Below are 15792 nucleotides of genomic sequence, written 5' to 3'. Positions count from 1 at the left end.
GATGAGCTGTCAGTCCTCGAGTGCGGGGTAGTCGGTGTAGCCGTGGTGGTCGCCGCCGTAGAAGGTGGTCCGCTCGGGAGCGTTGAGGGGTTTGTTGCCGGCCAGGCGGGCGGGCAGGTCGGGGTTGGCGAGGAACAGAGCGCCGAAGGTGATGATGTCGGTGGTGCCGTCCTCGATCAGACCCAGTTGTTCCCTGCTGGTGAAGGAGTCCGGGGTGGAGGGGTTGAGGATGAATGTGCCGTCGAACTCCTTGCGCAGGTGGAGGGTGATGTCCCGGTAGGGGCCTTCGAAGATGTGCAGATAGGCCAGGCCGATCGGCCGCAGGCCGTCGACGAGAGCGGCGTAGGTGTCGTGAGGGTCGTCCTCGTGGATGTCGTTGTTGGTCACCCCGGGAGAGATGCGCAGGCCGACGCGGTGTGCGCCGATGCGCTCGGCGACCGCTTTGGCGGTCTCGACCGCGAATCGGGCGCGGTTGTGCTGTGAGCCGCCCCAGCGGTCGGTGCGCAGGTTCGCATTGGTCGAGAGGAACTGGTGGATGAGGTAGCCGTTGCCGCCGTGCAGTTCCACGCCGTCGAAGCCTGCGTCGATCGCGTTGGCCGCGGCCTGTGCGTGGTCCTGGATCGTGGCGGCGATGCCGTCTTCGGTCAGTTCGGCGGGCACGGGCGCGTCGCCCATGCCGTCGCCGATGAAGATCTGGATATTGGCGGGTACCGCCGAGGGCGCGACGTAGCGCATGCCGTCGGGAAGCAGGCTGGCGTGCCCGACCCGGCCGGTGTGCATGAGTTGGACGAAGATCCGGCCGCCGCGCTCGTGCACGGCGTCGGTGACCTTGCGCCAACCGTTGATCTGTTCGGCGCTGTGGATGCCTGGGGTGTTCAGGTAGCCCTGTCCGACGACGGATGGCTGGGTGCCCTCGGTGATGATGAGCCCGGCGCCGGCCCGTTGTGCGTAGTACCTCGCCATCAGGTCGTTGGGGACCTGCCCGGGGGCGCGGTTGCGCGTCATCGGGGACATCGCGATGCGGTGCGGCAGGACGAGGCCGCCGACGGTGACGGGATCGAACGGGCTGGGCATGGACGCTTCTCCTCGACTGTGGCGGGAGTCCGCAGAATTAGTCAGTCACACGGACTATCACTAGTTATTACTACATCGAGGCGACGCTGAGCCTGGTGGAGTGACCAGCGCTACACGAACACCGGATGACGCGAGGTCGGCGCGAAGCCGGCGAGAAAGACCATCGACCACCGATGGCGTGAGCTATGCGGCGTCCCTGCCCGTAACGGCCCGGCCGTCGGCGTGTCCGGTGAGAAGCGTTGCGCCGTCGCTGAAGCGCACGCCGTCAGCGCAGCGGCACTCGACCTTTCCACCGGCGAACTGCTCGGTGTAGAGACGGGCGTACAGCCCGCCCTTCGCGAGCAACTCGGCATGCGTACCGCGCTCCACCACCCGCCCCGCCTCCACGGCGAGGATCACGTCGGCGCCGAGGATGGTGGAGAGCCGGTGCGCGATCGCGATCGTGGTGCGCCGCCTCGTCGCGTTCTCCAGGGCCTGCTGCACGAGCCGCTCACTGGTGGTGTCCAACGCGCTGGTGGCCTCGTCGAGGATGAGGATCCGCGGGTCCTTGAGCAGCACCCGTGCGATCGCGAGCCGCTGCTTCTCCCCGCCGGAGAGCCGGTAACCCCGCTCCCCCACCACCGTGTCGTAGCCCTCGGCGAACGACAGGATGCGGTCGTGGATGTTGGCCGCCTTGGCGGCCTCCTCGATCTCGGCCTGATCGGCGTCGGGCTTCGCGTACCGCAAGTTGTCACGGACGGTCGAGTGCAACAGGTACGTGTCCTGCGTGACCATCCCGACCGCATCCGCCACCGACGCCTGAGTGAGCCCGCGAACGTCACGTCCGTCGATCAGCACGCGGCCGCGGTCGACGTCGTAGAGCCGTGGGACGAGGTAGGAGATCGTCGTCTTGCCCGACCCGCTCGGCCCGACGATCGCGGCCAGCTGTCCCGGCTCGACGGCGAACGAGATGTCACGCACGGCCCACGTAACGCCGCCGTCCCCGCCGGACCCGTCGTTCGGCGCGGCCTCCGCCACCGGCGCGGTGCCGTCCGGCACGGCACCCAGCTCCGGGGCAGGCGGGTAGGCGAACCACACGCGGTCCAGCTCGACGCGCCCGGTGACGGTGGCGGTCTCGAGCGTGCGCGCGGACGGCGCGTCGACGATCCGCGGCCGCAGGTCCAGGTAGGCGAAGATCCGGCCGAAGAGCGCCAGCGAGGTCTGCACGTCCAGCGAGACGCGCAGCAGGTTCACCGTGGGGAAGAGCAACCGTGACTGGAGGGTGCTGAACGCGACGATGGTGCCTGCGCTGACCCCGATCCCTGCGGCGATGAGGAACCCCGCCACCAGATACACCAGTGCCGGGGTGATGCCCATGAACGTCTGCACCACGGCGAAGAACGACTGCCCCGACATCGCCTGGCGCACCTGCAGATCCACCTGACGGCTGTTCTCCTGGCGGTAACGAGCCACCTCGTCGGCCTGCCGGTTGAAGACCTTGGCCAGCAGCACCCCGGACACCGACAACGACTCCTCGGTGATCGCTGTCATGTCCGAGAGCGACTCCTGGGTCCGCGCGGCGAGCTTGCGCCGGACCCTGCCCACCCGAACCTGGAGCAGCAGGAACAGCGGTGTCATCGCCACCGCGACGAGCGTCAGCTGCCAGCTCAGCACCACCATCGCGATCAGGGCGGCAGCGACCGTCACCACGTTGCCGAGGATCGAGCTCGCGGTCTCCGACAGCACCGACTGCACGCCGCCGACGTCGTTGGCGAGCCGTGACTGGATCACCCCGGTGCGCGTGGCGGTGAAGAAGGCCAGGTCCATCCGCTGCAGGTGCTCGAACAACCGCCCACGCAGATCGGCCATCACGCGGTTGCCCAGCAAGGTGGTGCGGTAGGTCTGGTACACCCCGATCAGCGCCGACACCACCGGCACGGCGACCATCCCACCCACCAGCCACGCCAGCAGCTCGATGTGCACACCGCTGCCGTCCGCCGGGAACAACGCCTGGTCGAACGCAGCCTGCGTCAGGAACGGGGTGATGATCCCCAGCCCGCTGCTGAGCAGAACAGCAACGGTGATGACCACCAGACTCGTGCGGTATTGGGTGAAGAGCGACCACACCCGCCGACCCAGCTGGTCGGACTCCGTGCTCGTCATCGCTCCTCCTCGGATGAGCTGCGTCGGGGACAGGCAGATCGATCGCTGGGTGCGTGGCCGATGCCGAGCTGTTTCGGGCAGCTCCACCGGAGACTCGCGGGCCGGCGCGTCGGCAGGCGGGCGAATGGCCCAGCGACATCAGGTTGTCGAGCAGGGTCACTTCCCCATCTGCCCGAGAGAAATTGACCACTCATGATGATTGTCATGATTAGTGACAAGATCTCAGGCTAGCACTGCAACGGCGGCCGTGGCGTGTCGTGGGGTGCTGATCACCGCGTGGTGGATCTTGCCGGGTTGGTGCCGCCGGCGATCGAGCGTGATCCGCCCCGGTCCGCACGGACGGATGCGAGCGCTCACCGATCCGGCTGCGCGGGGTGGTGGCCTGCCAGTGGACCTGTCCATGCCGCCCGACGAGCGGCGCGGATATCGCGCCAGGTCGCGCGGCGTTCTGCCGGCCAGGGGCTGGAGCGGCGCAATGGATTCGTCCGAACAAGGATGGCGGTTCGGCGTCGACACGATCCTGCGTCGACGCCGAACGCTGTTCGCCGGTCCCGGTCACGCCGGTCACGCCGAGGGTCCGTCTGTCCAGACGGGTCCGGCCGGCGTCTTCGGCGGCTACTCCGCGTAGGGCTGGTCCGCGCCCTGGGCGCTGTAGCCGAGACTCCAGACGTACCCGTCCGGGTCCGCGAAGGAGCCGCCGTACCCGCCCCACGGCAGTGCGCCGGCGGGCTTGAGGATCGTGGCGCCGGCCTTTTCGGCCTCCGCGATGACCTCGTCGACCCGCGCCTCGCTACGGACGACGTAGGTGAAGACCAGCCCGCTGAAACCGCTGCCTTCCGGGCTCGTGCCCACCTGGTCGGCCAGCCCTTCCCGGCCGTAGAAGCCGACGAGCGAGCCTCCGTCCTGCTCGAAGAACACCGAGACGCCGTAGTCGTGCTTGACCTTCCAGCCGAGCCCCTCCACGTAGAACTGCTTGGACCGGTCCAGGTCCCGGACGCCGACGAGGATCGAGCTCACGTGCGCTTTCACGCCTTGTCTCCTACTGCTTGAGGTGTATGTGCTGCCTGAACCGGCGGACCTTACGTCCGGCCCGGGCCCGGATGTCACATCGGTCGGGGTTCACCGGTCAACTGGTATGACAGGCCCGGACGGAGGAATGTGACAGATGATCGAGCAGGACTGGCTGAGCGAGCGGTTCGCCGAGCACCAGGACCGCTTGCAAGCGGTCGCCTACCGGATGCTCGGCTCACCCGGTGAGGCCGAGGATGCGGTGCAGGAGGCGTGGCTGCGGGTCAGCCGCGCCGATACCGGCCAGGTGGAGAATCCGGCCGGCTGGCTGACCACGGTCGTGGCCCGGGTCTGCCTGAACATGCTCGAGGCCCGCCGGACCCGGCGCGAGGAGTCGGCGGGCGCGCTGCCGCCCGAGCCGGGAGCGCCGCACGTGGGCATCCACCCCACCGGCAGAGCCGATCCCGAGGACGAGGCGCTGCTGACCGACTCGGTCGGTGTCGCGCTGATGGTGGTGCTGGAGACGCTGACTCCCGCCGAGCGGCTCGCGTTCGTCCTGCACGACGTCTTCGCCGTGTCGTTCGGCGAGATCGGCGCCATCATCGACCGCTCCCCGGCGGCGGCTCGGCAACTCGCCAGCCGGGCCCGGCGCCGGGTGCAAGGCGCGGCTGAGGCATCCGATGCCGCACGATCCGAGAAGCGGGAAATCGTCGCCGCCTTCCTCGCCGCCTCCCGGAGCGGGGATTTCACCGGCCTGCTCGACCTGCTCGACCCGGACGCCGTGGCCCTCGAAGTCCGCGGCGCCCACGCGGTGGCGGCTTTCTTCGCCGGACGAGCTCAGGCCGCCCGGCTCGCTCTCGTCGACGGTGTTCCGGCGGCCGCCTGGTCACACCATGGCCGGCCGAAGGCTGTCTTCACGTTCACCATCAGCGGCGGAAAGATCACCCACATCGCCATCGACGCCGACCCGGACCGGCTCCGCGACCTCGACATCGTCTTTCTCGGCGCCGACAACGCGGAACGGCGATGAGCCGTACTCCCCGACCGGTCCACAGCGTGACCGGCATGAACCTCAAGCTCTCGTCGTGCACTCTCGTCGTCCACGACCTCGACGAGGCGCTCGGCTTCTACCGTGACGTGCTCGGCTTCGAGGTCCGCGATGACGTCGATCTCGAGGGGGTGCGGCGGGTGAGCCTCGGGCCGCCGTCGCACCCCGACGTGCAGATCCTCCTCGAATCGCCCGGCGCGGACCCGTGCGTCTCGCCGGCCGACCGGCGGGTGATCGAGGACTTGACAGCCAAGGGCCTGCTGGGCCGTCTTGTCTTCACGACCGACGAGTGCGACGCCACCTTCGAACACATCGAGTCCGCCGGCGCTGAAGTGATGCAAGAACCGATCAACCAGCTCGATGGCGTGCGCGATTGTGCCTTCCTCGATCCCTCCGGCAATATGCTGCGATTCGCCCAGCGGTAGGCGCTGACCGGGCACCGAGTCACAGTGAGGCGCTGCGGTGTCTTGGCCGGCCCGGACGAGACGACAACGGCAAACGCGTGAAACCTCCGGCCGGATCACGGGCGCCAGAAGGGCGATTGCGACTCATCTGCCCAGTTCAGAGATCTCGCAGGCGCGATGAGATCGAGATCTCAGCACGTACTCGCCGACCGCGTGACCGGCCCACCCCGCCCGCCCACCTGCGACGACGAGGGGACGCCCCACCCTCGTCGCCACCGTGGCCGTGACCCCGACATGCAGCCACTCACGCATCCTCACCGAGCCAGTTGCTTCCGGCTACGCAACTGACTACCTTCAAATTGTCAGATCAACTGACTATCAGCATCAGTGATCTCTGGGCTCGTACCGTGCGGAGAGCGCGGGTCATCCGAATTCCGAAACGACGTGAGCGACGAGTCCCGCCCGGAACCTTGGACAGGAATCGGGCATGCATCACGCGCCACTCCGAGGCGGACCGCGCCATCGGATCAGTCACCACGTACCCATGAACCTCGCACAAGGGGGATGAAATTGTCACAGCCACGTGCGCTGCCGGACCTGCCGGACAGCGAGATCAAGGCGCTGAGCACCGCGACGGACACAGCAGTGCTGTTGATCGACCACCAGCCCCAGATGATTTTCGGGGCGCGGAGTGCGGATCCGCAGGTCGTGATCAACAACGTCACTGCGCTGGCCAAACTCGCGAGGCTGTTCGAGATCCCGACGGTGCTGGCGTCGATTGCCGCAACCTCGTTCGCAGGGCCCCTCATCCCTGAGATCACGGACGTGTTCCCGGATGCGCCTGTGATCGACCGCAGCTACATCAACGCCTGGCAGGACGGCGTGTTCAGGGGTGCGGTGGAGGCCACGGGCCGGCGCCGGCTCGTGATCGCGGGGCTGTGGACAGAGGTCTGCCTGACGTTCCCCGCGCTCTCGGCGATCGAGGCCGGCTACGAGGTGTTCGCCGTGGTGGACGCCTCAGCCGGATCCAGCACCGCAGCACACGACGCCGCGGTCGTCCGGATGACACAGAAGGGCGTTGTGCCGGTCAGCGTCGCCAACCTGCTCTCGGAATGGCAGCGCGACTGGGCACGCGAGAAGACCTACGGCCCGGTCAACGAGATCGTCCGCGAGCACATGGGGGCCTGGGGGCAAGGGGTCAACTATGTTCGGGCGATGATGAAGTAGGCCTTCGCAGTCGATGACCTCACGAGGCAGGGGCGGTGGCCGGTCCGGTCGCCTGCAGCACTCGCGCTTTGAGATCGGGCTCCGACAGCCGGGACGGCTCGTCGAGCAGGTTGAAGACGCGCAGCAACGCGCCGGTGAGCACGGCGTCGTTCGCCGCCGCCTCCCGGTACCGCTGGAAATACGCTTCCATTTCGAGCATCTCCACGCTCGGCTCGCCCTCGACATGGGCAAACTGGATGTCGCCCGAGGTCGTCATGTTCCACGGAGTGTCGAGCAGGTCGGACGCGGCCGAGAAGAAGCGACGAGCGAGATCGTCGGCCCGCTCCCGCAGCAGGCTCATCAACAGCAGGGCCTCCAGCGCGGCAACGGTCATGCCCTGCCCGTAGAGAGGGTTGAAGCTGCACAGGGCATCGCCAACGACGAGATACCCCTCCGGCAATCGATCAAGCTGTTCATAGTGCCGTCGGACACTTTCCGGGAAGCGCATGAGCACAGGTTCCGACAGCGGGGTCGCCGTACGAATGATCTCGGCGATGTCGTGGCCCCCGATGCTCTCGGCGAACTCGGCCATAGCTTCCTCCCGGGCCGGCAGGTCCTCACCGCCGCAGGTGCTGAGACAGACCGTGAAGCGATCAACTGCCACAGTGTTGATGGCCGCGCTGCGGGTCTGCTCGGGATAAGGGGCATAGACCGAGCCGAAATCCGCCGCGAGATCCTCGGGCTCACGGCTGTAGGAACGCGTCTGGTAGGCGAGCTGAATGCGGAGGCGCTCCTCGGGTGCCCGCTGATAGCCCCGCGCCTCGAGCCACGTCGCGCCACGCGTGCCACGCCCGGAGGCATCGACCACCAGGTCCGCGTCCAGCGCGGACCCGGCACTCCCCTCCGCATGTCTCCGGGTGCGCACCCCGGTGACCCGGCGCAGATCAGGATCGACCAGCAGATCCGTCACATCGCATCGCTCGACCAGCGTCACCGGGGGCAGCTGCGTGACCCGAGAACGCACGGTGAACTCGAGCAGCGAACGGCTCACCCCGATCCCGATCAAACCGGACTCCGCCCTCCGCAGCCGATGACCGGCGAAATTCCAGTTGACAGCAGCCTGCATGTCGGCAGCCACCGCGCCTGCCCCGATCAGCTCATCGCTCATTCCGGGAAAGAGCTCGTCGAGCGCCTCTCGACCTCGGGCGAGCAGAAAGTGCAGCTGACGACTCTGCGGCACACCGCGTCGCGCGACCGGCTCCGCGGGCAGCTCGTCACGATCGATCACCGTGACGCGCTCGAAGAACTCACTCAACGCCCGCGCTGCGCACAGACCCGCGATCGATGCACCGATGACAATGGCATGCTGACGCGACAATCCCATCGAACCCCTCAAGGATTTGTGCGCAGCGCCCCGCTGCTGTGCGCACGCCGGCAAACGTCACACATGCCCGATTTCGCCGATATCTGATAGACGATCGGGCATAGAATTCTCGACAGTCAGATTACAGCCGCGATTGGAGCAGCCCAACCCGAGATGCCGAGAAAGCCGGTTCTTCCCGTCTGGACCCGCGGGTTCGGCGGGCCGGCGGCAGACTCCTCAGAGCGTTCAGTCGGGCAGGTTCTGGACGTGCTGGAACCCGAACCGGCCCTTGATGCACAGGTGTCCGTGCGTCACGGAGTGGTCCGAGGGCGAGGTGACGTTGACGATCTGCCCCTGCTGCACATGGAGTTCGAGGTTGCAGCCGACCCCGCAGAACGAGCAGATCGTGGTGGTGACGGTCTCGTCCTCCGGCTTCCACTCGTCCGCCTCGCGCAGCTCGTGCTCCCGCACCGACTTCAGCGCGCCCGTCGGGCACACCCCGATGCAGTTGCCGCAGTAGACGCAAGCGGAGTCGGGCAGGGGGTTGTTCAGCTCGGTGGCGATACGGGCGTCGAACCCGCGCCCCGCGGCGGAGATCGCGAACGTGAACTGCGCGTCGGTGCCGCACGCCTTGACGCACTTGTAGCACATGATGCAGCGGCCGTAGTCGCGCACGTAGAGGTCGTTGTCGACCTTCACCGGCTGCGCGACGGTCTCCGCAGTGGACCCGTCCGGGGCGTGGTGGTGGCCGGGGTGGCGGGTGTCGCGGTCGGTGGACGGCGGCGCGGGCGGGCCGTAGCGGTCGGCGTCGACGCCGTAGTCGGCCATCCAGCGCTGCACGTCCGCGCTCGCCTGCGAGAGGTCGGCCGAGGACGCGAGCAGCTCCAGCACCATGCGCCTGCTGTGCCGGACGCGCTCGGTGTCCGTGCGGACCGCCATGCCGTCCTCGGCCTTGCGCGCGCACGACGGCGCGAGCACCCGGCTGCCCTCGACCTCGACGACGCAGACGCGGCAGGCGTTGATCGGGGTGAGGTTCGCGCCCCAACACAGCGTGGGGGTGTCCGCCTGGGCACCGCCCATGTCGTGCAGGGCGTCGAGGATCGTGGCGCCCTCCGGGACGCGGACCTCCTCGCCGTCGACGGTCAGCGTGACCAGCCTGCGAATGCCGCCGAGCAGCACCGGTTCCGTGGTGGTGGTCATCGTGCTCTCCCGTTCCTGCTCGCCCCGTTGCTGCTCACTGGCGCGTCGAGCAACCCGAGGTCGAGCGCCGATCGGACGGCCGAGGGCGCGGTCTGCCCGAGCCCGCAGATCGACGCGTCCACCATGACTCGGGCGAGGTCGTCGATCAGGGCGAGCTCCGTCTCCCGCGAGCCAAGCGGCACGCCGCGGGCCAGCCGGGCCAGCGCTTCTTCCTGTCGCACGGTGCCGACCCGGCAGGGCACGCACTGCCCGCACGACTCGTCGCGGAAGAACGCGGCGATCCGCCGCAGCATCCCCGGCATGTCGGCCGACGTGTCGATCGCGAGCACGACGCCCGACCCGAGCGTGGACCCGATCTCGCGGGTGCCCTCCAGGGTGAGCGGCACGTCGAGCCGGTCGGGCAGCACGAACCCGCCTGCCGCGCCACCGAGAAGCACCGCACGCAGCTCCCCGCGCACCCCGCCGGCGAGCATCAGCAGCTCGCGAAGGGTGGTGCCGAAGTCCACCTCGTACACGCCTGGGGTCTGCACCGCGCCCGCGACGCAGAACAGCTTCGTGCCGGTGGAGCGCTGCCCGCCGATCGACGCGAACGCCGGGCCGCCGATCGCGAGGACCTCGAGGACGTTGTAGAGCGTCTCCACGTTGTTGATCACGGTGGGCTTGCCGAAGAGACCCTTGACGCTGGGGAACGGGGGCTTGTTGCGCGGTTCGCCGCGCAGGCCCTCCAGCGAGTTGAGCAGCGCGGTCTCCTCGCCGCAGATGTAGGCGCCCGCGCCGCGGCGCAGCTCGATGTCGAACGCGAAGCCCGCCCCGAGCACGTCGTCGCCGAGGTACCCGCGGGCCCTGGCGGCCTCGATCGCGCCCTGCAGCCTGCGCGTGGCGAGCGGGTACTCGCCGCGGATGTAAAGGTAACCGCGCTCGCAGCCACTGGCGTACCCGGCGATCGTCATCGCCTCGATCAGGCCGAACGGGTCGCTCTCCATGAGCACGCGGTCCTTGAACGTGCCCGGCTCGGACTCGTCGGCGTTGCAGACCAGGTAGTGCGGCCGCTCGGGCGCACGCGCGACGCCGTCCCACTTCACGCCGGTGGGGAACGCGGCCCCGCCACGGCCGGTGAGCGATGCGTCGGTGACCTCTTTGATCACCCGAGTCGGCCCGAACTCGATTGCCCGGCGCAGCGCCGTGTAGCCGCCATGGGCGCGGTAGTCGTCGAGGCTCTCCGGGTCGACGAGCCCGACGCGGCGCAGGAGGCGCAGGCCTGCCCGGCCCGAGGCGAGAACGCGGTCGCCGCCGGTCTGCGGGGCGCTCACGGTGGTGTCGGCGAAGGCGAGGTCGGCGGGCAGGTCCGCCGCGACCCCGGTGTCCGAGCCGACGGGCCGCGCCAGCTCGCCTGCCACGGCCTCTGCCGTGGCAGGCGCCAGGCTGACGTCCGGACGGCGGGTCCGCTGCAGCAGCACCGCGGGTGCCCGCTCGCACAGGCCCAGGCACGGGCTGCGCACCCAGCAGGCGTCGTCGCCCTTGCCCTCGGGGCCCAACTGATCGGTGAGCCGGGCGGCGATCTCCTCGCCGCCCCGCGGGCCGCAGGCGATGTCGTCGCAGACGTGCACGACGTCCGGCGCGCGCTGCTCGACGGCGAACATCGCGTAGAAGGTGGCGACCCCGTACACGTCGGCGGGCGGGACCGACAGCACACGGGCGACGTGGTTGAGCGCGCCGGGGCTGATCCAGCCGACCTCTTCCATCACCGCGTGCAGGGCGGGCAGCAGCAGGTGCCGTCGTCCGCGGGCGGCGTGCCCGGAGTCGGCGAAGTACGCGTGCTCGCGGACCTCGTCGCCGGTGACCCGGCCGTGCTCGCGCAGCACGGCCGCGACGGCCTCCTGTTCGGCGGGCGACGCCTCGGCGTTCGACAGGCGCAGATCCACGCGCTACTCCCCTGCCGCAGCCGCGGGCACCCGCAGCTTCTCGATCCGCACGGCAGTCGCCTTGAACTCCGACGTGCCCGACTTCGGGTCCCACGCGTCGTTGGTCAGAACGTTGACGTCGACCTCCTCGGAGAAATGCGGTGTGAACGACGCGAGGCCCGGACGCAGCGACGGGTCGAACCAGACCGGGGCCTCGACCGAGCCACGGCGCGAGGTGACCCGCACGCGCTCGCCATCGGCGATGCCGAGCTCGGCCGCGTCGGTGGCGTCCATCCGCAGCGACTCCCGGCGGCGCAGCGGCGAGGCGTACCCGCCGGTCTGCACCCCGGAGTTGTAGCCGTCGAGGACACGCACCGTGGTGAGCCGGATGGGAAAGTCCTCGGTGAGCTTGTCCACCGGCGGCACGTGCTCGACGGGCATGAACGGCGCGGGCATGCCGCGCTCGGCCTCGTTGTCCGCCCACAGCCGGTCGTGCAGCAGTGGCGTGCCGGGGTGCTCCTCGTCCGGGCACGGCCACTGCAGTCCGCCGAGCTCGTCCAGCCGCTTGTAGGACATGCCGTGGTGCCAGTTCAGCGACACCGACCGCAGCTCGTCCCAGACCTGCTCGGCGGTCGGCTCGCCCCAGCGGTGGCCCATGTGGTTGGCGATATCGCAGATGATGTGCGTGTCCGGCCGTGCCAGTCCGGGCGGGTCGATCGCCTTGCGCACGCGCTGTACACGGCGCTCGGAGTTGGTGACCGTGCCCTCGTACTCGCACCAGTCGGCCGCCGCGGGCAGCACGACATCGGCGAGCTCCGCGGTGGCGGTTCGGAAGATGTCCTGGACGACGAGGTGGTCCAGGCCCTCCAGCATGTGCCGGGCGTGGGTGGCGTTGGCCTCGGACTCGGCCGGGTTCTCCCCGATGCAGTACAGCGACCGCAGCGTGCCCGCCTGCATGGCCTCGAACATCTCCGAGAGATGCATTCCCGGCTTCGGCGAGATCGTGGCGCCCCACACGGCTTCGAAGCGGGCCCGCGCCTCGTCGTCGCCGAGGTCGTAGCCGCCGGGCAGCTTCGCCGGGATGGAGCCCATGTCGCCGCCGCCCTGCACGTTGTTCTGCCCGCGCAGCGGGACCAGGCCCGAGCCGTAGCGGCCGACGTGCCCCGTGAGCAGCGCCAGGTTGATCAGCGCGAACACGTAGTCGGCGGCGTTGTGGTGCTCGGTGATCCCGAGCGTCCAGCAGATCTGCGCGCGGTCGGCGCGGGCGTAGGCGTGCGCCAGCTCGCGGATCAGCGCTGCCGGGACCTTGGTGATCTCCTCGGCCCGCTCGAGCGTGTAGGGCTCGACGGACGCGCGGTAGTCCTCGAAGCCGTTGGTCGCCCTGCGGACGAACGGCTCGTTCACCAGCCCGGCGTGGATGATCTCCCGGCCGATCGCATTGGCCAGCGCGATGTCGGTGCCGACGTCGAGGCCGAGCCATGCGTCGGCCCACTGCGCCGTGGACGTGCGCCGCGGATCGACCGAGTACATCCGCGTGCCCGACTTGAGTCCTTGCAGCACGTGGTGGAAGAAGATCGGGTGCGTCTCACGCGCGTTGGAGCCCCAGAGCACCAACAGGTCAGCGTGCTCGGCCTCCACGTACGCCGAGGTGCCGCCACCCGCACCGAACACTGTCGTCAGACCGACGACGGAGGGAGCGTGTCAAGTTCGGTTACAGGAGTCGACGTTGTTGCTGCCCATCACCACGCGGGCGAACTTCTGGGCGGCGTAGTTCATCTCGTTCGTCGCCTTGGAGCAGCTGAACATGCCGAACGCGTCGCCGCGGTGGGGCGCGAAGCCGGCGGCTGCCCGGTCGAGCGCCTCGTCCCAGGTGGCGGGCCGCAACCGGCCCCCGTCCCTGACCAGCGGCTCGGTGAGCCGAACGTGCCTCGGCGTGCGCAGGCCTCGCATCGGCGTCTCCTTCCGTTACCCACAGATCGCAACAGACTTACGATACGACCCGTTGGTGACAGGCGAAAGTTGTCAAGACGATCATATCACGTCCGTGTATACAGTACACCGCCGCACGCCCGGCGCGAGGCCGCCGACCGGATCACGGTGACTCCAGGCCCGCTCGATGGGTCCAGCGGCCGCCGACCATCGTCCCCGCCACCGGCAAGGTACGGAGGGCCGAGGGATCCAGTTCTGCGGGGACGTCCTCGGTGACGATCATGTCGGCCCTTCTACCGACGCGGATCGGACCGTCCGGTCCGGCCGACGCGGCGAGCGCGACGTCGAAGGGGATCTCCTGCTCACCGTGCCAGCTGGGGCGATCGTCCGCGCTGCGACGGACAGCGGCGGCGATGCTGACCCACGGGTCGAGTGGGGCGACCGGGGCATCCGATCCGAACACGAGCTCGGCGCCGGCATCACGCAGCGAACGGTAGGGAAAAGCGCGGCTGGTCCGCCCCTTCCAATAGCGGTCGGCGACGTCACGATCGTCGATGGCGTGCTCGGGCTGCACACTCGCGACGACCCCGAGCTCGGCGAACCGGGCGACGTCCGGTTCGGACAACAGCTGGGCGTGCTCGATACGGCCACGTGCGCCGCTGGCGGCGAAGGCATCGAGCGCGAACGTGTTCGCCCGGTCGCCGATCGCATGCACCGCGGCGTCGATCCCGGCGGCGGCGGCCTTGCGCAGCAGCGGCACGAGGTCCTCGGGCGCGACGAGCAGAACGCCGCACGGGTGCGCCGTTCCCTCGAGTCCTGGATAGGGGTCCTGGCAGTAGGCGGTGCGCGTGTTGAGGGACCCGTCGCTCACGACCTTGAGCGGCCCCATGGTGAGGAGTCCGGCCGTTCCGGGTATCGGGTCGCCGGTGCGCAGTCCGCGGGAGATCGCCTGATCGAGATGAGACGGCCACACCGACGACACGACGCGCAGGGCGGTGCATCCGCGGGAGATCCGGCCTGCCCAGGCGTCGAGCTGCCACGGTGCCTCGAAATCGATGACGCCGACGACCCCTCGCGCCGATGCCGCCTGCGCGGCCTCACCCGCCCAGGCATCGAGCTGGCTCGCCGGCACCTTCCTGGTGTCTTCCATGATGGGATGCCAGTCGGTCTCGCGGAGCACGCCGGTGGGATGGGTGGCCCACCCGTACGCCCGCGCGGCGGCAGAGTTCAACCAGCAGCAGTGGAGATCAGCGGAGACGAGAACGACCGGCGTGCCGCCGGTCACCGGGTCGAGCAGGTCGCGGTGCGGGACGTCGGGCCAGAGCGCATCCCGGAACCCGACACCGACGAGTGCGGCGCCCTGTGCCGGCGGATCGGTGCGCATCCGCCGGGCCACCAGCGCTGCCACCTCGTCGGCAGACCGCGCCGAGCCGAGATCGAGTCGCTTGCGCGCCAGCGTCCACTGATCGAAGTGCACGTGGTTGTCCCACAACCCGGGCAGGACGCTCCGGCCGTCGAGCGCCACCACCTCGGCATCACGGGATGCGGTCAGCTCCGGACCGATCGCGGTCACGACCCCCGCCTCGATCGTGATGTCCACGATCCGGCCGGCCACCCGGGCCGAGCGCAGCACGAGCGCGCCCGGCCCCGTTCCGGCGTGGTCAGACATCGATTCGATCATCACGAGAGGAGATCCTGTCGGCGCACATGCGTTCAGTAGCGGTTGACACGCGCGTCGTGGCGCAACGCCTCGTCGATGACATGGGCAGGCACGGGAGTGCCGTGCTGGCCTCGCACGATCTCCCCGGCCGAGGGAACCTGGTCCGCTGCGGGCCACGTGGCCGGATCCCAGAGTAACGAGCGCGCGAACGCCTTTGTGCAGTGCAGGAACAGCTCGTCGACGGTGACCTCGATCGCGAGGTCCGGGGTGACTCCCGAGACCGTCAGCCGGGGAAGGTACGGGGCATCCGCGACGACCCGGGCGGTGCCGTTCAGCCGGAGCGTGTCGCCGACCCCGGGCACGATGAAGAGCATTCCCACGGCCGGGTTACCGAGGATGTTGCGCATGCTGTCCAGGCGCCGATTGCCCTTGCGGTCGCCGAAGGCCAGCGTCCTGCTGTCGAGTACGAGCACGCTGCCGGCAGGGTCGCCACGCGGCGAGACGTCACACGAACCGTCAGCCGCGCTGGTGGCGAGCATGAACAGCGGACTGGCCGCGATGAACCGCGCGGAGACGTCGTCGATGTGATCGATCGCCTTGTCGGCGATCGCAGCCGAGGGGGCCTGCACGTACTCGCGGAGTTCGGACTCACCGCAGATCATGCGCATCTCGTCAGGTCCTTACTCGATCGTCCGCCTATCCGTGACGGTGCAGTAGACCCCGATGGACCACCCCACCGGCATGGGTTTGTCAATGAGCCCTTACCGCGAAGTAAAGATAGCCTGTCCTCCGTTCGTGCTCCCACCCCCCGGCCGGCAACCGAGCTGCACGGCGTCGGCCTGGACCTCGGCTACCAC

General features: G+C 69.2%; 12 protein-coding genes. 3 read left to right on the top strand and 9 right to left on the bottom strand.

Features of this window, described 5'->3' with window-relative positions; translation table 11 throughout:
• Window positions 1-9: 9 nt before the first annotated feature.
• The 3 genes from ACQPZQ_RS08000 to ACQPZQ_RS07990 all read right to left on the bottom strand — a co-directional run bounded on the left by ACQPZQ_RS08000 (window position 10) and on the right by ACQPZQ_RS07990 (window position 4245).
• Window positions 10-1074 (bottom strand): alkene reductase, encoded by a 1065-nt coding sequence (locus ACQPZQ_RS08000; protein WP_433293600.1) that lies wholly within the window; start codon window positions 1072-1074, stop codon window positions 10-12.
• Between the two features lie 183 nt (window positions 1075-1257).
• Entirely contained in the window at window positions 1258-3216 is a 1959-nt protein-coding gene (locus ACQPZQ_RS07995) for an ABC transporter ATP-binding protein (protein WP_433293597.1), read from the bottom strand.
• Between the two features lie 615 nt (window positions 3217-3831).
• Window positions 3832-4245 carry a VOC family protein gene (locus tag ACQPZQ_RS07990; protein ID WP_433293595.1) on the bottom strand — a complete coding sequence of 138 codons (414 nt, stop codon included), beginning with the start codon at window positions 4243-4245 and terminating at the stop codon, window positions 3832-3834.
• A 136-nt stretch (window positions 4246-4381) separates the two neighbouring features.
• Here ACQPZQ_RS07990 and ACQPZQ_RS07985 point away from each other — a divergent pair, with 136 nt between their 5' ends.
• The 3 genes from ACQPZQ_RS07985 (at window position 4382) to ACQPZQ_RS07975 (ending at window position 6903) form a co-directional block, all read left to right on the top strand.
• Window positions 4382-5254 carry a sigma-70 family RNA polymerase sigma factor gene (locus ACQPZQ_RS07985; protein ID WP_433293593.1) on the top strand — a complete coding sequence of 291 codons (873 nt, stop codon included), beginning with the start codon at window positions 4382-4384 and terminating at the stop codon, window positions 5252-5254.
• A gap of 35 nt (window positions 5255-5289) precedes the next feature.
• Window positions 5290-5697, top strand: a complete 408-nt coding sequence (locus ACQPZQ_RS07980; protein WP_433293591.1) for a VOC family protein — start codon at window positions 5290-5292, stop codon at window positions 5695-5697.
• Window positions 5698-6246: 549 nt separating this feature from the next.
• On the top strand, window positions 6247-6903 hold the full coding sequence (locus ACQPZQ_RS07975) for a hydrolase (protein ID WP_433293589.1): 657 nt from the start codon (window positions 6247-6249) through the stop codon (window positions 6901-6903).
• 19 nt (window positions 6904-6922) lie between these two features.
• Here the strand turns inward: ACQPZQ_RS07975 and ACQPZQ_RS07970 are convergent, their stop codons facing one another.
• From ACQPZQ_RS07970 to ACQPZQ_RS07945, 6 genes are all read right to left on the bottom strand, one after another.
• The gene (locus ACQPZQ_RS07970; protein ID WP_433293587.1) at window positions 6923-8266 is read right to left on the bottom strand and encodes an FAD-dependent oxidoreductase; all 1344 of its coding nucleotides are present in this window, start codon (window positions 8264-8266) and stop codon (window positions 6923-6925) included.
• Window positions 8267-8491: 225 nt separating this feature from the next.
• The gene (locus ACQPZQ_RS07965) at window positions 8492-9445 is read right to left on the bottom strand and encodes a 2Fe-2S iron-sulfur cluster-binding protein (RefSeq protein ID WP_433293585.1); all 954 of its coding nucleotides are present in this window, start codon (window positions 9443-9445) and stop codon (window positions 8492-8494) included.
• Complete coding sequence (locus tag ACQPZQ_RS07960) at window positions 9442-11367, bottom strand: NAD(P)H-dependent oxidoreductase subunit E (RefSeq protein ID WP_433293583.1); 1926 nt, start codon at window positions 11365-11367, stop codon at window positions 9442-9444. The genes ACQPZQ_RS07965 and ACQPZQ_RS07960 overlap by 4 nt, the downstream gene beginning before the upstream one ends.
• 3 nt (window positions 11368-11370) lie before the next feature.
• Window positions 11371-13296 (bottom strand): molybdopterin oxidoreductase family protein, encoded by a 1926-nt coding sequence (locus ACQPZQ_RS07955; protein WP_433293581.1) that lies wholly within the window; start codon window positions 13294-13296, stop codon window positions 11371-11373.
• A gap of 142 nt (window positions 13297-13438) precedes the next feature.
• Window positions 13439-14944 carry an amidohydrolase gene (locus tag ACQPZQ_RS07950; protein ID WP_433293579.1) on the bottom strand — a complete coding sequence of 502 codons (1506 nt, stop codon included), beginning with the start codon at window positions 14942-14944 and terminating at the stop codon, window positions 13439-13441.
• Window positions 14945-14988: 44 nt separating this feature from the next.
• Window positions 14989-15603, bottom strand: a complete 615-nt coding sequence (locus ACQPZQ_RS07945) for an MSMEG_1061 family FMN-dependent PPOX-type flavoprotein (RefSeq protein ID WP_433293577.1) — start codon at window positions 15601-15603, stop codon at window positions 14989-14991.
• Between the last annotated feature and the right edge of the window lie 189 nt (window positions 15604-15792).

The organism is Pseudonocardia sp. CA-142604 (genome assembly GCF_050948475.1).
In the GTDB taxonomy this organism is placed as follows: domain Bacteria; phylum Actinomycetota; class Actinomycetes; order Mycobacteriales; family Pseudonocardiaceae; genus Pseudonocardia; species Pseudonocardia alaniniphila.
This window is presented reverse-complemented; position numbering and strand designations above follow the sequence as displayed.